The 19,752-nt window shown below is 47.4% G+C and carries 24 protein-coding genes, 3 tRNA genes and 1 riboswitch; of the genes, 20 read left to right on the top strand and 7 right to left on the bottom strand.

Annotated elements, in window-relative coordinates; genetic code table 11:
* The first annotated feature begins 13 nt into the window (after positions 1 to 13).
* The gene (locus F8N00_RS00450) at positions 14 to 1,459 is read left to right on the top strand and encodes an alanine/glycine:cation symporter family protein (protein ID WP_023469642.1); all 1,446 of its coding nucleotides are present in this window, start codon (positions 14 to 16) and stop codon (positions 1,457 to 1,459) included.
* A gap of 85 nt (positions 1,460 to 1,544) precedes the next feature.
* Entirely contained in the window at positions 1,545 to 2,006 is a 462-nt protein-coding gene (locus tag F8N00_RS00445; protein ID WP_023469641.1) for a hypothetical protein, read from the top strand.
* A 124-nt stretch (positions 2,007 to 2,130) separates the two neighbouring features.
* On the opposite strand, the gene F8N00_RS00440 is transcribed toward F8N00_RS00445, so the two are convergent.
* The 3 genes from F8N00_RS00440 to F8N00_RS00430 all read right to left on the bottom strand — a co-directional run bounded on the left by F8N00_RS00440 (position 2,131) and on the right by F8N00_RS00430 (position 5,925).
* Positions 2,131 to 2,943, bottom strand: a complete 813-nt coding sequence (locus F8N00_RS00440) for an aldo/keto reductase (protein WP_029342855.1) — start codon at positions 2,941 to 2,943, stop codon at positions 2,131 to 2,133.
* Between the two features lie 402 nt (positions 2,944 to 3,345).
* Positions 3,346 to 4,656, bottom strand: coding sequence for a Na+/H+ antiporter NhaC family protein (locus F8N00_RS00435; protein WP_075642934.1), 1,311 nt, complete (start codon positions 4,654 to 4,656; stop codon positions 3,346 to 3,348).
* Positions 4,657 to 4,737: 81 nt separating this feature from the next.
* Positions 4,738 to 4,842: riboswitch (SAM riboswitch) on the bottom strand.
* Between the two features lie 69 nt (positions 4,843 to 4,911).
* On the bottom strand, positions 4,912 to 5,925 hold the full coding sequence (locus F8N00_RS00430; RefSeq protein WP_075642935.1) for a metal ABC transporter solute-binding protein, Zn/Mn family: 1,014 nt from the start codon (positions 5,923 to 5,925) through the stop codon (positions 4,912 to 4,914).
* A 170-nt stretch (positions 5,926 to 6,095) separates the two neighbouring features.
* Here F8N00_RS00430 and F8N00_RS00425 point away from each other — a divergent pair, with 170 nt between their 5' ends.
* Together F8N00_RS00425 and F8N00_RS00420 are read left to right on the top strand one after the other, a co-directional pair.
* The gene (locus F8N00_RS00425; RefSeq protein WP_051353637.1) at positions 6,096 to 7,085 is read left to right on the top strand and encodes an alpha/beta hydrolase; all 990 of its coding nucleotides are present in this window, start codon (positions 6,096 to 6,098) and stop codon (positions 7,083 to 7,085) included.
* A 17-nt stretch (positions 7,086 to 7,102) separates the two neighbouring features.
* Positions 7,103 to 7,693: a histidine phosphatase family protein gene (locus F8N00_RS00420; RefSeq protein WP_075642936.1), complete on the top strand. Its 591-nt coding sequence runs from the start codon at positions 7,103 to 7,105 to the stop codon at positions 7,691 to 7,693.
* Here the strand turns inward: F8N00_RS00420 and F8N00_RS00415 are convergent.
* Positions 7,690 to 8,181, bottom strand: coding sequence for a YwpF family protein (locus F8N00_RS00415; protein WP_023469634.1), 492 nt, complete (start codon positions 8,179 to 8,181; stop codon positions 7,690 to 7,692). The two genes, F8N00_RS00420 and F8N00_RS00415, sit on opposite strands and share 4 nt — an antisense overlap.
* A gap of 142 nt (positions 8,182 to 8,323) precedes the next feature.
* Between F8N00_RS00415 and F8N00_RS00410 the strand changes: the two genes are divergently transcribed.
* Complete coding sequence (locus tag F8N00_RS00410; protein WP_029342848.1) at positions 8,324 to 8,650, top strand: hypothetical protein; 327 nt, start codon at positions 8,324 to 8,326, stop codon at positions 8,648 to 8,650.
* A gap of 49 nt (positions 8,651 to 8,699) precedes the next feature.
* On the opposite strand, the gene F8N00_RS00405 is transcribed toward F8N00_RS00410, so the two are convergent.
* Together F8N00_RS00405 and F8N00_RS00400 are read right to left on the bottom strand one after the other, a co-directional pair.
* Positions 8,700 to 10,151 (bottom strand): nicotinate phosphoribosyltransferase, encoded by a 1,452-nt coding sequence (locus F8N00_RS00405; RefSeq protein WP_029342847.1) that lies wholly within the window; start codon positions 10,149 to 10,151, stop codon positions 8,700 to 8,702.
* A gap of 17 nt (positions 10,152 to 10,168) precedes the next feature.
* Positions 10,169 to 10,702, bottom strand: a complete 534-nt coding sequence (locus tag F8N00_RS00400) for a cysteine hydrolase family protein (RefSeq protein ID WP_064300647.1) — start codon at positions 10,700 to 10,702, stop codon at positions 10,169 to 10,171.
* Between the two features lie 163 nt (positions 10,703 to 10,865).
* On the opposite strand from F8N00_RS00400, the gene F8N00_RS00395 reads away from it, so the two are divergent.
* The 3 genes from F8N00_RS00395 to F8N00_RS00385 are packed head-to-tail and all read left to right on the top strand — an operon-like array spanning position 10,866 to position 11,914.
* Positions 10,866 to 11,141 (top strand): 4a-hydroxytetrahydrobiopterin dehydratase, encoded by a 276-nt coding sequence (locus F8N00_RS00395; RefSeq protein WP_023469630.1) that lies wholly within the window; start codon positions 10,866 to 10,868, stop codon positions 11,139 to 11,141.
* Entirely contained in the window at positions 11,131 to 11,631 is a 501-nt protein-coding gene (locus F8N00_RS00390) for a hypothetical protein (protein ID WP_023469629.1), read from the top strand. The genes F8N00_RS00395 and F8N00_RS00390 overlap by 11 nt, the downstream gene beginning before the upstream one ends.
* Before the next feature lie 19 nt (positions 11,632 to 11,650).
* The gene (locus tag F8N00_RS00385; protein ID WP_023469628.1) at positions 11,651 to 11,914 is read left to right on the top strand and encodes a hypothetical protein; all 264 of its coding nucleotides are present in this window, start codon (positions 11,651 to 11,653) and stop codon (positions 11,912 to 11,914) included.
* 48 nt (positions 11,915 to 11,962) lie between these two features.
* Here F8N00_RS00385 and F8N00_RS00380 read toward each other — a convergent pair whose 3' ends face one another.
* Entirely contained in the window at positions 11,963 to 12,703 is a 741-nt protein-coding gene (locus F8N00_RS00380) for a rhomboid family intramembrane serine protease (RefSeq protein WP_023469627.1), read from the bottom strand.
* A gap of 68 nt (positions 12,704 to 12,771) precedes the next feature.
* On the opposite strand from F8N00_RS00380, the gene acpS reads away from it, so the two are divergent.
* The 12 genes from acpS (at position 12,772) to F8N00_RS00320 (ending at position 19,752) form a co-directional block, all read left to right on the top strand.
* Complete coding sequence (gene acpS, locus F8N00_RS00375) at positions 12,772 to 13,152, top strand: holo-ACP synthase (RefSeq protein ID WP_055969547.1); 381 nt, start codon at positions 12,772 to 12,774, stop codon at positions 13,150 to 13,152.
* The gene (gene alr / locus F8N00_RS00370) at positions 13,130 to 14,203 is read left to right on the top strand and encodes an alanine racemase (RefSeq protein WP_058713905.1); all 1,074 of its coding nucleotides are present in this window, start codon (positions 13,130 to 13,132) and stop codon (positions 14,201 to 14,203) included. The genes acpS and alr overlap by 23 nt, the downstream gene beginning before the upstream one ends.
* 139 nt (positions 14,204 to 14,342) lie before the next feature.
* Positions 14,343 to 14,567: a hypothetical protein gene (locus tag F8N00_RS00365; protein ID WP_023469624.1), complete on the top strand. Its 225-nt coding sequence runs from the start codon at positions 14,343 to 14,345 to the stop codon at positions 14,565 to 14,567.
* A gap of 3 nt (positions 14,568 to 14,570) precedes the next feature.
* Positions 14,571 to 14,921: a type II toxin-antitoxin system PemK/MazF family toxin gene (locus F8N00_RS00360; RefSeq protein WP_023469623.1), complete on the top strand. Its 351-nt coding sequence runs from the start codon at positions 14,571 to 14,573 to the stop codon at positions 14,919 to 14,921.
* 194 nt (positions 14,922 to 15,115) lie between these two features.
* Positions 15,116 to 15,442, top strand: a complete 327-nt coding sequence (locus F8N00_RS00355; RefSeq protein WP_023469622.1) for an STAS domain-containing protein — start codon at positions 15,116 to 15,118, stop codon at positions 15,440 to 15,442.
* Positions 15,439 to 15,921, top strand: coding sequence for an anti-sigma B factor RsbW (gene rsbW, locus F8N00_RS00350; protein ID WP_023469621.1), 483 nt, complete (start codon positions 15,439 to 15,441; stop codon positions 15,919 to 15,921). The genes F8N00_RS00355 and rsbW overlap by 4 nt, the downstream gene beginning before the upstream one ends.
* Positions 15,887 to 16,684 carry an RNA polymerase sigma factor SigB gene (gene sigB / locus F8N00_RS00345; protein ID WP_023469620.1) on the top strand — a complete coding sequence of 266 codons (798 nt, stop codon included), beginning with the start codon at positions 15,887 to 15,889 and terminating at the stop codon, positions 16,682 to 16,684. Before rsbW ends, sigB begins: the two co-directional genes overlap by 35 nt.
* Before the next feature lie 63 nt (positions 16,685 to 16,747).
* Complete coding sequence (locus tag F8N00_RS00340; RefSeq protein ID WP_421017593.1) at positions 16,748 to 18,868, top strand: Tex family protein; 2,121 nt, start codon at positions 16,748 to 16,750, stop codon at positions 18,866 to 18,868.
* On the top strand, positions 18,865 to 19,305 hold the full coding sequence (locus F8N00_RS00335; protein ID WP_023469618.1) for a SprT family protein: 441 nt from the start codon (positions 18,865 to 18,867) through the stop codon (positions 19,303 to 19,305). Before F8N00_RS00340 ends, F8N00_RS00335 begins: the two co-directional genes overlap by 4 nt.
* A 149-nt stretch (positions 19,306 to 19,454) precedes the next feature.
* Positions 19,455 to 19,529, top strand: a tRNA-Asn gene (locus tag F8N00_RS00330).
* 7 nt (positions 19,530 to 19,536) lie between these two features.
* A tRNA-Ser gene (locus F8N00_RS00325) sits at positions 19,537 to 19,628 on the top strand.
* 49 nt (positions 19,629 to 19,677) lie between these two features.
* Positions 19,678 to 19,752: transfer RNA gene (locus tag F8N00_RS00320), tRNA-Glu, on the top strand.

Raw genomic sequence — 19,752 nt, 5'->3', positions numbered from 1 at the left:
GTGAGGAGATTTGATGGAAAAAGAAGTGATGAAACTAGTAAATCGAGCAAATGATTACTTATGGACAAATGTATTGATTATTTTACTCGTTGGATTAGGCATTTATTTTACATTCCGGATGCGGTTCGTTCAATTCCGGATGATCCCGGAGATGATTCGCTTATTGTTCCAAGGAACGGATAAAGGGAAAGATGGCGTATCGCCATTCCAAGCATTTGCGATCAGTACGGCAGCACGTGTCGGTACCGGAAACATCGCGGGTGTGGCGGCTGCAATCGCACTCGGCGGTCCGGGTGCAGTCTTCTGGATGTGGTTAATTGCCTTGATTGGATCGGCGTCAGCATTCGTCGAAAGTACGCTTGCTCAGATTTACAAGGTACGTGACGGAAAAGAATGGCGTGGTGGTCCAGCCTATTACATGGAAAAAGCGCTTGGACAACGGTGGTTAGGAATTGTCTTTAGTGTTCTGATCACAATCTCATTTGGTTTTGTCTTTAACTCTGTCCAATCGAATACGATCTCGCTTTCTCTACAAAGTCAATATGGCGTGGATAAGATATGGATTACGGTCGGATTAGTCGTCTTGACGGCACTGATCATTTTTGGTGGTGTCCGCAGTATTGCGACAGTCGCTTCATTCATGGTTCCGATCATGGCAGGTGGTTATATCTTAATCGCCCTCTATATCATGGTGACGAATCTTGAAGTATTACCAAGTGTCTTTAAATTGATTTTCCAAGAAGGATTATTCGAGTTTAAGACATTAGCAGGGGGAGCAATCGGGGCGGCCGTTCTGAATGGTATTCGTCGCGGTTTGTTCTCGAACGAAGCCGGTATGGGTTCGGCACCGAACGCAGCAGCAACAGCGGAAGTCTCTCACCCGGTCAAACAAGGCTTGATTCAATCATTCGCGGTCTTCGTCGATACATTGATGGTCTGCTCGGCGACAGCGATGATCGTTCTCGTCAGTGGAGTTCCGACAAAAGATGCGAATGGAGATGCCTTAGCTGGTATTGATTTAGCACAGGGCGCACTTGCATCACAAGTTGGATCATTTGCAACAGGATTCATGGCACTCGCCATCTTCCTATTTGCGTTTAGTTCCGTCGTCGGAAACTACTACTACGGTGAATCGAACATCAACTTCATCCGTGAAAATAAACAAGTCATGATGGCATACCGCGTACTCGTCCTCGTCATGATCGTCTTCGGTTCACTTGTCGAGTCGGCTAGTCTCGTGTGGGCGTTAGCGGACATCTTCATGGGATTAATGGCGATTGTCAATCTGTATGCGATTTTCCGTCTTGCAAAGATAGCGAAGCTGGCTCTCGATGATTACATGACACAACGAAAAGCAGGGAAAGAGCCGCGATTCTATGCGGACTCGATTCCGAACTTGCCGGGGAAAGATACGCTTGAAGCATGGCAGGAATCAAAAGAAGATGAAAAAGCGATCTAAGGAAAGGGAGTCAGAGAAATCTGGCTCTTTTTTTGTATAGAACGAATTTAAAAAGGGAATACAGAGTACAGAAGGGAGGGGAAGAATGGAAAACGTACATTTCGTCCGCGTCACGGATGCGGTCTGGGAGTCGTTCGGAAACGATCCCCACATCATCATGGACTGGATTTTATTCATTCATGAGACACAACCCGATCACGAACAATTATTCGCTCTCGAACAGACGAACGCCATCTATCATTTGATGAATCAAATCGATATCTATATTGATCAAGACACACATTACAACCTGGGACGAGCAATCGTTGGCGAAGAGTTGATCGTCAATGAAGAAAAAGCGGCGATTGTCGGTATTCTTCCCTTGCCACTCCTCATCATCTCAGCTGAGGTGATGCGGAATTTTGATCAACGGGCACTCGCTTCGATTCATGATGAAGCCGGAACACCAGGCGAATTCGAGGATGTCTGGGAACAGTTCGCCGATTTACGCGCCTATTTTCAAAAGGCAGAAGAAGCGGAAGATACGATTTTAATTTATTATGTCTGATCAGCTTCAATCATAAAAAAAGAGACCCGCTTCCAAGTCATAGATTGGAAACGGGTCTCTCATCGTTCAGATGAAGCAAGACGTCTTCATATGGAAGATGTTCTCTTTTACGTGAATCGCCAGATTAAAAATCGATTTCGTCCGGATCCGGTCCGAGGCGGACATCCGTTGCAATACGATCAATTTTCTCAAGATCATCAGCATCGAGTTGGAAATCAAAGACGTCGAAGTTTTCCGCAATGCGTGCTGGTGTAACGGATTTTGGAAGAGCGACGATGCCGTTGTCGAGATGCCAACGTAAGACAACTTGTGAAGGTGTCTTGCCATGTTTCTCTGCGATTTCCTTGAAATCGTTGATTTCGAGGAATTTCCCTTGCATGAGTGGGCTCCATGCTTCGACTTGAATGTTGTGATCTTGCAAGTATTCGTGCAGTTCGTGTTGCGGTAATTGTGGATGCAACTCGACTTGGTTGATCATTGGTGCCATCAAGCCCTCTTCTGCCAATGTATCGAGGTGATGTTCTTTGAAGTTCGAGACACCGATCGCTTTGATCTTGCCTGCTTCATACAGTTCAACCATTGCTTTCCACGCTTCGATATAGCCTTCGACCGGCCAGTGGATAAGATAAAGGTCAAGATAATCTGTTTCGAGACGTTCGAGCGATTCTGCGAATGCTTCCTTCGTCCGACCGGCACGAATATCATCGTTCCAGACTTTTGACGTTAAGAAGAGATCCTCACGTTTCACGCCGCTTTCCTTGATTCCTTTTGCGACACCGCGCTCGTTTTTGTAGACAGCAGCCGTATCGATATGACGATAGCCGACACGTAATGCTTCAGCGACAGCAGCAGGTGCTTCTGTCTCTTCATCTACTTGCCAGACACCGAATCCGATTTGGGGAATCGTAATACCGTTTGAAAGTTTTGCGTATTGCATGTGTTACTCCTCCTCATAAAACGTAGTTTAGATTTGCTCGTTTAGTTTAGCATGAACGAACGAAGACGTCCGTTTCCATGCTCATGGAGGAATGAAATAAGGTAAAATAGAAAAGAATCGTGAGATTTAATCGTGTGTTAAAAGAGGGGGAGAAAAGATGGTTCAAAAGAATAAACAGCTATCCAAATGTACGTGGCTTAGCATTGGCGCCTTGTTAGTAACGCAGGCAGTGGGTCTGTTTCTTAGTGCGCGAAAGTCAGGACGTAATCCATGGGTGTGGGGAGGTGCTGGACTCCTTCAGTTTCCACTTCCGGCAATCGCCTATTTGATCTTAGAAAGACAAGCAAAGCATAAAAAATAACAAAACAGGTCTGATCATAGCGATCGGACCTGTTTTTATGATTAGGAAGAAATTTTTTCTTGCTTCGTCGCTGTCTTCTTCATGCGTGGTAAGCCGAAGAAGATGGCAATTGATCCACAGACGAAGAGGAGGAACGGATAGAACAGATACGGAATCAGTTCTGGTGAAGCCGTTTTCGTCAATTCTGCTGCGATCAAAAGTTGTGCCCCGTACGGAATGATGCCTTGAATACCACAAGAGAAGATATCAAGGATACTCGCCGATTTTTTGCGATCGACTTCATACGTATCGGCGATTTCAGCTGCCAGTGGTCCAGCGACGAGAATCGAGATCGTATTGTTTGCAGTCGCGAGATTCGTTGCGCTGACGAGTGCCGCCATACTGAATTCGGCACCACGACGCTGTGAAATCTTGCGTGTCAGCGTCTCTTTTAAGAAGGCGATTCCACCGTTGAACGTAATCAAGCTGACGAGACCACCCATGAGGAGCGTCAAAATGGAGATCTCCGCCATGCCCATCATTCCTTCAGACATCGAGAGGACGAAGCCACTCAAGCCGAAACTACCATCAATCATACCGATGATGCCGGTGAGTAACGTACCACCAATTAAGACAAGAATGACATTGACGCCAAATAGTGCAAGGACGATGACAGCGAGATATGGAATCAACTTGTAGAATTCAAATGCTTTTGCTTCGACGACGTCACCAGAACCAGAAACGAATGCGAGTAGGATGACCGTCAAAATAGCAGCCGGTAGGACGATCATGAAGTTCGTCCGGAATTTATCGCGCATGTTCGTTTTTTGGGTCCGGACGGCGGCAATCGTCGTATCCGAGATGAACGACAAGTTATCGCCGAACATCGATCCACCAACGACAGCAGCCGCTGCGATCGCAACGTTGATGCCTGTCGCTTCATGAATTCCAAAGGCGATCGGCGCGAGTGCAGCAATCGTTCCAGTCGATGTCCCCATTGCCATCGAGATGAAGGCAGCGATGATGAACAGACCACTCATGAGGAGCGACGGAGGTAGGAACGTCAAAGCAGCATTAACGGTCGCATCGATGGCGCCGATTGCTTCTGCCGTTCCAGAAAACGTACCGGCTAGTAAGAAGATGAAGACCATGATCATGATATCAGGATTTCCGGCACCCGTTGCGATTCGTTCGACCGTTTGATTGATGGATCCTTTCGTCGTGATTGCAGCAAAGATCAAAGCGATCAGTGCGGCGATAAGGATCGGAAATTTGTAAAAGTCGTCATAGAAGATCCCGGCTCCGATGAAGAGAACTAGGAATACGACGAGGGGAAGCAGTGCCCATTTGTTAGGCGTGATCGTTTCATTCATTGTTGACACCTCGTTTCTCAAAGATACAAAAAAAGACCCCTTCGCAAGAAAGAAGGAGGTCTTTATGAAATAAAGACGCTCTTCTTATCTCTCAAGCTTTCGCTTGCTGGATTTGGCACAGTACGAATCAAATCGTCCGCTGCCGAAACATCATTGGGCCAGTCCCTCCGTTTCTCGCGATAAAAAGAAGTCATTCAATTGTTGTAAAACACGTTTCTTACCGTACCGCATTGAGTAACGCGTGTCAACTGTACTTTACTGAAGTGCCTTTTTCAATGTTTGGACGTTTTCTTCCATCAACTTGAAATAAGAGCTGTTTTGTTGCGCTTTCGTGACCGACTCTAGATTATGAATCGTCACGGATTCAGCTCCGATTTCTTTTTGGATGACACGTGCGACCTTCGGTGAGACCGTCTCTTCGAACGCGACGTATTTCAAATCATGCATCCGTGCTTCTTTCACTAAAGCGGCCAGTTGCTTTTGTGACGGTTCATCGGAAGGAGAAATTCCCGCAATCGGCAGTTGTGTGAAACCATATCGTTCTGCGAGGTAACCATAAGCGGCATGCGTAACGAGAAGTTCTTTTTTCGATCCATCAGCGACGGCTTGTTTAAATTGTTCGTCCAATTCATCAGCTTGCTGATCGAACGTTTTCAAGTTTTTTTCGAACGTTGCTTTGTCTTTTGGAGCTTCTTTTGATAAAGCAGTTGTGATCGAACGTGCCATTGCTTTTGCGTTGACAGGGTCGAGCCAGACGTGTGGATCGTATTTTCCGTGGTCATGACCCTCTTCTTCATGCGCATGTTCGTCCGTTGCGTGATCATCGTGCCCTTCTTCTTCGTGAGCATGTTCGTCTTCTGTATGCCCCTCTTCTTCATGTGCATGAAGCGTAGCATCCGATTCTAGCAAGTTGACGTCTTTACTCGTCTCAATGAAGCGGACGTCCGTGCCTTTTAAGCTCTCTTGGATTTTTTTCGAATACGGCTCGAGTGTCGTACCTGTCAAAAGGAACAAGTCTCCTTTAGCGATCTCTGTGAGTTGCTTCGATGTCGGTTCGTAAGAGTGGGGATCTGCTCCAGGTGGAACGATCATCTTGACGTTGACTTGATCCCCTCCGATTTCGCGGGCAATAGCAGCCGTCGCGAACGTTGACGCGTAGACTTCTGTCTGTTTGTTCTCTGAAGTTGATGAATCGGTATTTGATCCGCAAGCCGCGAGGACACTCGCACTCGCAAATGCGACTGTTAAAGCAGGAATGATTTTTTTCATTATATGATACCCCCATTATTAAAACGTAACTATTCCGATTTGGACTTTCTCACTATAGCGGAACGTTGATGAAGCGTCAAGTAGGGATACCAAGACGTTCGACATCTTTTAAAACGGGGTAGAAGGATAATAAAGTGAAGAAACTGGCACGTCTTTTTGGAGGTGATCAAGTGAAACGTGAAACTGCATGGCTAATGGGGGGAGCTGCATTATTGACGACAGCAGCAGCGGGAGCGAGTATTTGGAACAATTATGGTGCACTACTTCGATGGACCGAACCCGCCTTGCCACTCACAGAAAAACAACTTGCACCGCGGACACTCATCTATAAACAGGTGGGGGACCGCACCTTACAGCTCGATCTCTATTATCCGCCGGGGGAAGGACCGTTTCCAGTTGCCATCTATGCACACGGTGGTGCATTCGTTCGTGGGGAGCGTGATGACATATTCTGCTTTAGTCCAATCGTTGACCGCCTACTTGAACTCGGAGTTGCCGTCTGTAGTATTGAGTATCGTTTGTTCGAAGAGGGCAGTTATTTTCCGGATAACCTCGAGGATGTACGGGATGCGTTATGTTTTTTGAACAAGGAAGCAGAGGACCTTCGCATTCTAAGAGGACGGATGATGGTATGGGGAGACTCAGCCGGAGCTGCACTCATGCTGACGACGGCACTTGCCCCATCTGCTTTCGTCGGTGAGCGTGATGAGCGGCACATGCCATTGATCAGTGGTGTGATCGCTTTATATCCACCGACGAACTTTTTGTTGTTTAATTTCATTCAAACTTGGATTGCCCACATTAAGTTCTACAAGGGGGGGCGAGAAGAATGGCGCAAGCTGATGACGCACGTCTCACCCGTCACACATTTATCGTCAGATGCCCCACCAATCATGCTTTTGCACGGTAAAAAAGATCCGATTGTTCCGTTTTCTCAAGCCTTGCATTTCGTTGAGAAAGGAGCAGATGTCGGAGCCGATGTTCGGTTATTTTCCTTTCCGAATGGTACGCACTCACTAGCTAGTTTCGCTCAGACGGAAAATCCGTTAAAGATCGAGCGATTACTTGAACGAATTGAACATTTCACCTGTCAGGTACTACTGTTGCCACCGCGACAACTTCCGAATGGAAAACATGATACAATCAGTCATATTTCTTAAATGAGGGAGACAGAGACATGACTGAAATTTGTTTAGTGCGGCATGGTCAGACGGATTGGAACTTAAACGAACGGATTCAAGGAAGAGAAGATATCCCGTTGAATGCAACAGGAAGAAGACAAGCGGAACTCAGCGCCGCTTATCTATCGAATGAAAAGTGGGATGTCTTGTTAGCAAGTCCCCTGTCGCGTGCCGTTGAGACAGCGGAAATCATCGGTCGTGCTGTTGGTTTAACGATCACGGGGACAGATGAGCGACTTGTCGAACGCGAATTCGGAGCCGCTTCCGGTGAACCGGTCGCAGCGATTTACGAAGCCGTTCAAGCGAACGATACGACGCTTGTGCCGGGTCTTGAAACGGAACAAGCCATCCAGGATCGCGTGTTCGAGGCGCTACAGGAAGTGACACGCACGTATGAAGGGAAACGAATTCTAATCGTCTGTCACTCGCATACGATCAAGGCAGCATTATCATCGATTGACGCGACATTCAGTTACCGGACACCTTTGAAAAACGCGTGTGCGAATTATATCTATCATACGGATCGCTATACGATTGACCGCATCAACGTAGCGGACCACATCACGGACGAGGTCGAAAAACCTTAAGAGACGGGTGTGTTCGGATGCTCTGTCAAATATTGTTTGAACGTTTCTTTAGCGATACTTGTGATATGGGCACCACGTTTTGAACGACGATCCTTATACTCCTGAACGAGTTCTTCGCCAGCGAATCCATCTTCGACGACTTCGCGTAAGATCGATTCAGATAAATCATTTTTCATCATGACCATCTTACCCGTGAAGACATACGAGACGTTTTCGCTTAAGACAGTCCGTTCAAGAGGCGTGACGATCATCGCGGCAGGGTCATTATCAGGTCGTGAGATCGTGATTTCAATCAAAGCACGTAAATGTTTTGTGAACAATTCATCGACGATCGGCTGATCCGTCGGAGGAACGACGATTTCTGCAACCCACTGTGCCGTCTGTTCGGTACTGACCGTCAATCCGTCCTGAATGGCGACGGGAATCGTCGTATCACGTCCTGACTCATCCATTAAAATGCGTAATGTGCATAACTTAAAGGTTTTCATGAAAAAATGCCCTCCCTTGATCGCTTACGATTTTCCTACAGTATACCGTGAGGAATGTAAGACGGGAAACTTTTCCTGACGAAATTCGTATGAACTATGTTTAAATAAGACTAGATACTACTAAACAGGAGGATCGTTCATTATGCCGCAAGTACTCATTGGAATATTAGGAATCCTGGGTATCGTTCTACTTGCCCACCATATCATCATGTATTGGCATGCTGAACCGACAGACCGCCCGACGCTTGCATATCGCATTGCGCTCCTGATTGCCTGTTTGCTACTCATTAGTGGAAGTGATCATTTAATCAGTATTTTCTACGCGGATTCCTTAGCTGAATTCGGTCAACGCATCACGTATATCGTCTTCATCGGAGGTGCACTTGGCTTCGCATGGTACTTTCGTAAGAAGATGGAACAAGCGCCAACAGAAATGACACCTGTCGGAAACGAAGCAGGATTAACATGAGAAAAAGCGCAGTTCATCCCGATGGAGGAAGAACTGCGCTTTTTGTGTCTTATTTTAACCCACTTGCCAGTCGAGTGTCCCGAATCATGTCGAGTTTGAGCTTCCAGAGACGATCGCTGAATGTGACAGCATAAATCTCTGGCAACCGCAGCCGTTTGTACTCTTCCCACAGACGACCGATCTGTGTTTCGTGGAAGTGGCGACTTTCTTCAATCGTTGGGACCGTATAGACCAGTTCTCCATCTTTGAAGATTGGTTCAAGTAACCGCTCGACCTTGAACTGTTCGATGCGATTTCGGAACGATGGGTCTCGGACGTCGATGAGATCGACAGCTTCAAGTGTCGACGGATCTTCGTCCATCAACGTCACGTAATCGCCTTTGAACTTATCCGTCACCGGATCGATGATGCGATAGACTTCTTTGATGTGAGGTGTCGTCGTCTTGGCTTTTGACGAGGATACTTTGATGACGGGTGCGAGCTCGCCATCTACTTCACGTGCGACCAGTTTATAGACCATCCCAAGAGCCGGTTGTTCGTAAGCTGTAATACCACGTGTTCCGACGAGGAATGTATTGGCTTGGGCACCTTGGATGCGTAAGTCCTGAATGACGTACTCATCGAGGTCCCCTGACAAGACGATGTCGACTTCCGGGAAGCCAGCTTCGTCAAGCATGTTACGGGCACGTTTTGACAAGTAAGATAAGTCGCCAGAATCGATCCGGATGCCACGCAGTTTATGCCCTTTGGCTTGGAGCTCCTTCGCAACCGTGATCGCATTCGGAAGACCACTCTTGAGCGTATCGTACGTATCGACGAGTAATGTCGCCTGATCCGGATAATGAGAAGCGAATGTCCGGAATGCCGTCAATTCGTCATCGTGGAATTGAATGTCAGCATGTTCCATCGTTCCACCACACGGAATGCCGAAGTCGCGTCCTGCTGAAGCAAGGCTTGTGACGTCAAAACCAGCCAGGTACGAAGCACGCGTTCCGAAGTAAGCGGCATCGATGCCTTGCGCGCGACGGGCACCAGCTTCGAGGAACTTCGCACGGGGAGCCGATTGACGAATACGTGCGTACTTCGTCGCGATGAGCGATTCGTGGTTCGCGATGTTCAGAATCGCGGTCTGTAAGAGCTTCGCTTCAAAGATGCGTGCCTCGATCCGAATCAATGGTTCGTTCGGGAAGACGATTTCGCCTTCTTTGACACTTGAAATCGAGCCATTGAACTTGAACTGACGCAGTTCATCCTTGAACTCATCCGGGAAGCCAATCATCTCTTGCAAGTACGTGATATCTTCTTCCGTGAAACGGAGTGTTTGAATGTACTCGATGATATTTTCGAGACCCGCAAAGACGACATAGCCTCCTGCGAACGGATTCGAACGGTAGTAAACATCAAAGACGGCGCGTTCATTATGACGTCCTTCTTTCCAATAGATATACATCCACCGTGGTAAGTACAGATCGGTATGGAGTGCAAGATTACGTTGTAACATGACGGACAGATCCCTTCTTATTCGCCGACGACTTCAGCGCCGATCGATTGTTTAAAGTGTGTAAGCGCCCACTCGTGACCAGTCGCGTTAAAGCTTGCGACCGCATCGGCATGGACGACGATACGATACCCGAGATTGTAGGCATCGACAGCTGTATGAAGGACACAAATGTCCGTACAGACACCGACGAGGTGGACTTCGCGGATACCGCGTTCACGCAAGCGTAAATCGAGGTCCGTCCCGGCGAACGCACTATAACGCGTCTTGTCGATGACGTGATCGGCGACCCGTGCCATGGCTGCGACTTTTCCGAACAAATCACGTCCATGTGTTCCGCGGATATTATGTGGCGGGAAGAGGACGGTTTCCGGGTGGAACGTATCGCCTTCTTCGTGAATATCGTTGGCGATGACGACGTAGTCTTCCGTTGAAAATTCCTCCATCAACGTAGCAATTCGATCTTCAATCGCTTGTCCTGGTTTTCCACAAGTCAGCTTTCCTTCGTCAGCAACGAAATCGATCGTGTAATCAATGACAATCAGAGCGCGCATATGCGTAAGCCCCTTTCCGATTTTGAATTAGTGTTCTCTTTCACATTGTACTCTATCTCACACAGAAGGCAAAAGGAAGAAATCGGATACAAACAGGTATAGAGAAGTAAAAGAATGGGGTATAAGGTATAGGACGAAAATGATAGTAGAGGAGGAGAAAGGGATGGCTAGGTTGAATGAGTATGAAGTGGAAGAGCGTCTTGAGCGGTTGCAGGATTGGAGTGTCGTGGATGATGAAATCGTCCGGACTTATACACTTGCATCGTTTCCTGCGGCACTGGATTTCGTACAGGAAGTCGGAAGTATCGCTGAAAACTTGAATCATCATCCACGAATCGTGATCGACTATAAAAACGTCACACTTGCAGCGACGACTCATGATGAAAACGGATTGACGGAAAAAGACTTTCAACTTGCGGAGGCCTGTGATGCCATCTAAACTTTCGATTACATTCGGTAGCGGTTCGTTCGTTGAACAAATTCGTTCCCGTGATGCTCATATTCGTGTCGCTAGCGGAAGCGGCGATGCCATCCTCTGGATGGAGACGGACTCGAAATCACCTTTTCAAAGTGGCAATACCTATACGTTGCTCGAATCACGTGGCAATTTTTCGGACGAAGGCAGTCTCTTCTACTGGTCGATTCCGGCAGATCAAAATAGCGGGGATCTATTCGTACATCAAGTGATGTCGAATCCGAAAGTCATCGGAGCAGAATATGGTGGCTTCCAGGCATTTCGGATTGGACGTGTCGAGAAGGGAACGGATCTTGCCTTATTGATTCAGTTCCAAGAGACAGGGGACGGAGCTCGTTATGCAAAATCAGTTGAACGTCTTACGGTAGACCAGTATGCTGAAGAGGCAGGGAAGTCGTTCGCGCCTTCTCCCGTCATGAAACGGTATCAAATCGTACCACCAACAAATGAGTGAGATGCAGGGGGACTAACAGATGAAGAAGAACTATTTTGTCGTAGCAACACTTGGTGGCGCACTTGTCGGCGCTACTTTATCACTACTGCATAAAGATACGCGCCAAGCGCAGTTTGCAGCAGTGAAACGGACATTCAGCGGCGCAGGAACACAATTGTCTGCTGTCAAACAAGATCCAAAAGGGCGCTTTGAAGAACTAAAAGCACTCTATACGGATAATCAGGAGACAATCCATAATCTGATTGACGACGTGAAGGACTTAGCAGAAGTACTTCGCAAATAAGCAAAAAAAGGACTCGCGCGTGTAGCGGAGTCCTTTTTTTATGCCATTTTACAAGTAGCGGAAGAATAATCCGAGTACGGCAAACGCGATGATGATATAGAAGAAGATCCGACCGAGTTGACCAGAACCGCTTACGAAGACAGGTCCACCGCTCGATCGACGACCGGTTTGGAACGGACGTGTGAATGGAACGGCACGATTACCAAAGACGAATCCGAAGAGGAATCCGAGGACGAAACCGTACAAGTGACCGAATACAGCGACATTTGAGCCAAGTAACGTAAAGACTGCCGTGACCGCAGTAAAGATATACACAAGACGTGTATCGTCTGCTAGGATGACTGTCCGCTTGAATCGGCTCAAGTAGACATAAAACCCAAGCAAACCAAGAATGGCACCCGATGCTCCAGCTTGACCGTAAAACGGTTCATTGATTTTCGTGAAGTACGTCAAGATGTTCGCGAGCGTACCGACGAGCAAGTAAAAAGCGGCAAATCGAGCATGTCCGATCATCCGCTCGAGCGGTGGAGCGAAGATGACGAGAGCAAACGTATTGAACGCAATGTGCCAAAAATCATAATGCAAGAACGTGGCCGTGACGACACGCCACCATTCACCTTGTCCAATTAAGAGATTGATTGCTGCGCCTGCACTTAAAGGAGAGAACGTCAGATTAAGGAGTGCACCTAACTGTTCGATGACAAACAGGGCGACTTGGATTAAAATGAACAACGAAACGACCGGATAAGAACGTGTGAACGTTTGTAGGTTTTCCGTTCGACTAAACATGACAACACCTCGCTTCATCTTCATTCTATATGAAGATGGCGAAGAATAGAACTGTGGAGGCGTCTCGGATGATTTATGGAATTGGCATCGATTTGGTGGAACTGGATCGAATCGAGCAAACGCTTGAGCGGCAGCCACGTTTTGCCGGAAGAATCTTAACGCAGATAGAGCAGGAACGCTATCAATCGCTCTCAGGACACCGTCGCATCGAGTACCTCGCTGGACGTTTCGCTGCAAAGGAAGCGTTCGTCAAAGCATTCGGAACCGGCGTCGGAAAAGAAGTTTCCTGGCAAGACGTTGAAATTTTAAACGATGAGACAGGGCGACCGATCATGAGTGGACCATTCGATGGCGTCATCCACGTCTCGATCACACATTCAGAGCATTATGCATCTGCGCAAGTCTTATTAGAGAAGAGGGAATGGGATGTACCGACCAACTTGGATTGAAATCGATCGGGAAGCGATCGCACATAATATACGCGAAATCAAAACACGGATGGGCGAACAACAGGTGATGGCGGTCGTCAAGGCGGACGGCTATGGTCACGGGGCAGTGACGGTCGCTGAGATCGCTCTTGAGAACGGAGCAGACTTACTGGCTGTCGCGCTCCTCGAAGAAGCGATTGAGTTACGCGAAGCGGGCATCCAAGCACCGATTCTGATGCTTGAAGCCTTACTACCGGAACATGCACCAGTCGCTTCGAATTATGATGTCGCCGTTCCTGTCTTTTCAGCTGATTGGCTTCAGGAAGCGAAACGTCATTTGACAGAAATCGATCATCTTCGTCTGCATATCAAGGTCGATACCGGAATGGGACGACTCGGACTGCAACATGTCGATGAGTTGAAGCGAATTCTTGCTGAATGTGATGACGATCTCGTTGAACTCGAAGGCATCTATACGCATTTCGCAACTGCTGACGAGTTGAACAGCCGATTGTTCGAACGCCAACTTGAAACGTTTTTATCGTATGTCGCACTAGTACCGGATATCCGTTACATCCACTGTGCCAATTCGGCGGCAGCGATTCGTCTAGCAGGTCAAGCGCCGTTTAACGTCGTTCGAGTCGGTATCGCTTTATATGGGGCGATGCCGTCGGATGAGATGGCAGGACATTACGAGTTCTTAAAACCGGCGTTTTCACTGAAAAGTCGTCTGATGCAGGTCAAACAAGTCGAGCCTGGTCAAACGATCAGTTACGGGGCGACCTATACGGCACCGACGGATGAATGGATCGGTACTGTTCCGATCGGTTACGCGGATGGCTGGTCACGCAAGTTCCAAGGCTACTCATTGATTGTGGACGGTCTACCGTGTGAAATCGTTGGTCGAGTCTGCATGGACCGGCTCATGATTCGATTACCAAGGGAATATCCAATCGGAACGGAAGTCATTCTGATTGGAAAAGGGGCACCGATCGAGGAAGCAGCCCATTGGCTCGGGACAATCAACTATGAAGTTCTCTGTCAATTCTCGAAGCGCGTGCCGCGTCAATGATTCGTACAAGACATCAATAAGATGGCAAAAATATGTTATTTGTTTGAATTTTGATTGTATTTTCTGAATTCGACTGATATATTGAAGTAGAAAGTGAGTCGTTCGTTAAGGTTTCAGTGAATCTGGAGGTGCCATTATCTTGGTCCAACAACGGGAAATGCAGTTTGTTGAGCGAAATGTAGCGAAGGAGACGATTGGGATGAAGTCGAACCATACGACCGAAGAACGCAAGCGTCAGCTACGTGAGGAATTGAAACGTGGTTACGAAGAAATGGCAGCAATCAATTTATCGATCGTTGGCGAAATGTTCCAGATTGAAACGGAGGCGGAGTTCTCACTCCTACGTCAAGTAAGCGGGGTGTAAGCTTTGATAGTCAAACGTGGCGACGTGTTTTATGCAAATTTGTCACCTGTGGTCGGATCGGAACAAGGGGGAGTTCGTCCCGTGCTTGTTCTACAAAATGATATTGGTAACCGATTCAGCCCGACAGTCATCGTGGCTGCGATCACGGCACAGATCGACAAAGCCAAACTACCGACCCATGTGGAAGTATATCGAGAGCGACACGGATTAGAACGTGATTCGGTCATCTTACTTGAGCAAATCCGTACAATTGATAAACGCCGTCTAACGGATAAAGTCACACATCTAGATCCAGACACGATGATGAAAGTAAATAGTGCCGTCGCAATCAGCTTAGGCTTGGTTGATTTTTAGGCACTTACATAGAAGCGCAACACAAGAAGAGTCGATACTAGCGTATGCGACTTTTTTTGACCTCTTTTTTTATAAAATGGGTTTTAAAGTTTTCTTTACGGGGAAACATACCCAAGTGACCTTTTTATAAAGGGATGAGGTAGGATGAATAGCAAGACCACATAGACAGATTTTCCTTGAGGAGGAACTTGAAGATGGATTTAACAATTAAAACAGAGCAGCTTGACGGTCAGACGCATCTTTATATCGCAGGTGAGATTGATACGTATACAGCACCAAAGCTTCGCCAAGAACTAGTCCCGGCAGTTGAAACAAACGATGTCGTCGTCCATTTGGATGAAGTACACTACATGGATTCGACAGGTCTCGGCGTGTTCGTCGGAGCACTCAAAGCGGCGAAAAAGAACGGTACATCGTTCACGCTCGTCGGCGTTTCTGAACGCATCCGTCGTCTATTCGAAATTACAGGTCTTTCAAGCATCATTACAATCGATAGTGGTGTAAGAGGTGGAACGCAATGAAGAACGAACAACTAAACATGACATTACCGGCAAAACCGGAATATGTAGCCATTGCCCGTCTGACGGTTTCAGGTGTCGCCAACCGGATGGGATACACGTATGATGACATCGAAGATATCAAGATCGCTGTCTCAGAAGCATGTGCGAACGCTGTTCAACATGCGTACGAAGGAAAAGAAGATGGTAGCATCGCCTTGACATGTAACGTCTATCCGGATGATCGTCTCGAGATTGTCGTCAAGGATAACGGCATTACGTTCGATAAAGATGAGGTCAAACGCCAAAGTGAACCGATTACGGATGCACACGATCTCGATTCCTTGCATGAAGGAGGACTCGGTATCTTGATGATCGAAGCATTGATGGATCAAGTAACGATCGAGAAAGCGAACGGCGTCACTGTCCATATGACAAAATATATGAATAGAGATGAGGTGGGTCAAAGTGCCAGCAAAGTCTCAACAACGCCATCACAGTGATGATGAAGTACTTCGACTGATTGATTTGTATCAGCAGGACGACCAAGATGAGGAAGTGCATGCGGCATTACTCGAGCGTTATTCAGACTTGGTAGAAGCTTTGGCCCGAAAGTTCTCGCGTGGTCGACCGATTCATGACGATCTTGTTCAGGTCGGCATGATTGGGTTGCTTGCAGCGCTTCGTCGCTTCGATAAGGAATTCGGTCGCAGTTTTGAGTCGTTTGCTGTTCCGACGATCATCGGTGAAATCAAACGTTTCATCCGCGATAAGACATGGAGCGTTCACGTTCCACGTCGCATCAAGGAACTCGGACCGAAAATTAAGAAGGCAGTCGAGGAGTTGACGACGGAGTTGCAACGCTCTCCGCGCATCGATGAGATTGCTGCTCGTCTTGAAGTATCAGAAGAGGAAGTCCTCGAAACACTTGAAATGGGTAAAAGCTATCAAGCGTTATCCGTTGATAGCTCGATTGAGGCAGATCAGGAAGGTAGTACCGTTACGTTACTCGATCTTGTCGGGAATCAAGAAAACGGCTATGACTCCGTCGATCAGCGTTTGATTCTTGAAAAGGCATTTGCTGTCTTAACGGACCGCGAACGTTCGATTCTCGAATGTGCCTACTACCGTAATATGAGTCAAAAAGAAACGGGCGAACTACTCGGCATTTCGCAAATGCACGTTTCCCGTCTCCAACGACGCGCTTTACAGAAGTTACGTGAAGCGATCAAAGTCGAACCAAATGAAGTATTCTCAAAAGACTGACCTCGTGTCAGTCTTTTTTCTTTTCCATGCGTTCTTCGGTATAATGAATGAGAGGTGAAGCAGATGGAAATGAGAATCGCAAGTGAATTGAATGTACGTCCTGCGCAAGTGAAGGCAGTCTTACAATTGACGGAAGAAGGCGGTACGATTCCGTTCATCGCCCGCTACCGGAAAGAACAGACAGGTGAACTCGATGAGGTCGCGATCAAAGCGATTCTCGATCGACATAAACAATTAACGCAACTTGAAAGTAGACGGAGTGACGTCCTTGAAAAAATCGAGGAGCAAGGTGCATTGACGCCGGAACTCCGTCGAACGCTCGAAGAAGCGACGACGTTACAACAAGTTGAAGATATCTATTTACCGTTTCGACCAAAACGTCGGACAAAGGCGGAAATTGCACGGGAAGAAGGGCTTGCACCACTTGCCGACTGGTTCCGCGACAAGTCTGCTTATGATGAAGCGACATTCCATCGCTTGAGCAATGGGCTGGATCCGGAAGAAGCGCTTACTGGGGCACAATCGATCATTTCCGAGGAGTGGGGCGAACAAGCGACGGTGCGTGAGTTCATTCGTAAGCAAATGCGCCGTTCAGCAGAAATCGTCACGAAACAGAAAAAGGATGCAGTCGATGAAAAAGGTGTCTTTGCACAGTATTATGCCTACAGTGAGCGTATCCAACAGATCGTTCCGCACCGGATTCTTGCGATTAACCGTGCGGAAGCATTGAAAATCGTCTCTGTGAAAGTCGTGTTAGAGGAACAACAGGTTTTACCGACATTATTTCGTTCCTACGCACAACTGGCGCCAAAGAAACGTGATATCGTCGAAGCAGCGATCACGACGGGCTATAAAAAATCGGTCTTTCCTGCCATCGAACGAGAAATTCGAAATGAACTGACGGAAAAGGCAGAGTTCCAAGCGATTGACGTCTTTGGTAAGAATCTCCGTCAACTCTACATGCAACCACCGATGAAAGGGAAAGTCATGTTGGGACTGGATCCGGCCTACCGGACAGGATGTAAGTGGGCAGTCATTGATCCGACAGGTGAAATGAAGGAAGTCGGCGTCATTTACGTGACGATGTCAGAGCAAAAAGCAAAAGAAGCACGTCAAACCCTTTCGCAGCTCGTTGATACATATGGAATCGAGTTGATTGCGATCGGGAACGGAACTGCTTCACGGGAAACAGAAGCATTTGTTGCGGACTGGATGAAGGGGCAAACAGATATCGCCTTTACAATCGTCGACGAGGCAGGGGCGAGTATTTATTCCGCTTCAGAGATTGCCCGGACGGAGTTTCCAGAGCTTCAGGTCGAACAACGATCCGCGATTTCGATTGCGCGTCGCCTGCAGGATCCACTCGCTGAACTTGTCAAAGTCGACCCGCAGTCTGTCGGAGTCGGTCAATATCAACATGATGTCTCGCAAACAAAACTGAAGGAGACGCTTGATTTTGTCGTCGAGACGGTCGTCAACCAAGTCGGAGTCGATGTTAATACAGCGTCAGAACCGCTATTGAGTTATGTCGCAGGAATCACGAAGGCGACGGCGAAAAAAATCGTTGAACGCCGCTCGGAACTTGGGACGTTTAAGACACGCCAGGAATTATTGAAAGTTCCTCGTCTTGGTGCAAAAGCCTACGAACAGGCAGCAGGATTCCTGCGAATTCTAGAAGGTACGCATCCGCTCGACCGGACGCCGATTCATCCGGAACAGTACAAAACAGTCGAGAAGTTATTTAAGACACTAGGCTTAACGCTGGATCAAGTTGGAACGGATGCGGTGCGGGAACAATTGTCTACATTGTCATTACCGGAGATGGCACAGACGCTCGAGATCGGAGAGCCGACATTACGTGATATCATCGAAGCGTTACAACGTCCGGGTCGTGACCCTCGGGAAGCGCTCGATAAACCGTTGCTCCGCCAAGATGTTCTATCGATGGATATGATCCAAGTCGGGATGGAGTTCCAAGGGACGGTTCGGAATGTTCTTGATTTTGGTGCGTTCGTTGATATCGGAGTGAAAGAGAATGGTTTAATTCATATCTCGAAGCTCAGTCGTAAACGTGTCAAGCATCCACTTGATGTCGTCGCTGTCGGGGATATCGTGACAGTATGGGTGACGAATGTTGAACCAGAGCGGGGACGGATTGGTTTGACACTGGTTCCGCCGAAATGACGAATGAACAATTACAACGATACGTCGAGCAACTGTCGCTCGACGTATTTTCCTTACCGTTTCGACATAAAGCTTATTTTAATCCACGGCTGAAGACGACAGGTGGTCGCTATTTCTTAGGCGATCATCATTTAGACTTCAATAAACGATATATCGATGACATGAAAGTCTTCCGCGGAATCGTGATTCATGAACTGTGTCACTACCATTTACATCTAGCAGGAATGGGACACCGTCATCAAGATCAAGACTTCAAGGAATGGTTAGAGCGCTACGATGGGCTTCGATACAGTCCGAGAAGACAAGAAGACGAAAAAAAATCCTATCTTTATGAATGTGAGAAATGCAGCACATTATATAGAAGGAAAAGACGCATGAATACGGAAAGATATCGATGTGGTCGATGTCGTGGAAAGATTTTTTACAAAAGTAGTTGACGTTCATTTCGGAGCATGATAAATTATAGAAGTCGTCAAAACGACAGCAACTAAACAACTTATCGTCGCTAAAAACTTTTTTAAAAAAGCATTGACGGAAAGAAAAAAAGTTGCTACTATATAAAAGTGTTCCGAACAGAACGTAACGTTCCGCAATAGCTCAGCGGTAGAGCAACCGGCTGTTAACCGGTAGGTCGTAGGTTCAAATCCTACTTGCGGAGCCATTCTTTTGGAGATGTACCCAAGTGGCTATAAGGGGCGCCCCTGCTAAGGGTGTAGGCCGGGAAACTGGTGCGAGGGTTCGAATCCCTCCATCTCCGCCAGACCTCTTATGTGAAAATGTTTCTTGAGAATAATTATTAATTACGATATGGCCCGTTGGTCAAGCGGTTAAGACACCGCCCTTTCACGGCGGTAACACGGGTTCGAATCCCGTACGGGTCACCA

Source organism: Exiguobacterium sp. A1_3_1 (assembly GCF_048985645.1).
Taxonomy (GTDB): domain Bacteria; phylum Bacillota; class Bacilli; order Exiguobacteriales; family Exiguobacteriaceae; genus Exiguobacterium_A; species Exiguobacterium_A indicum.
The sequence above is the reverse complement of the archived record's forward strand: the minus strand, read 5'-3'. Positions and strand labels throughout refer to the sequence as shown.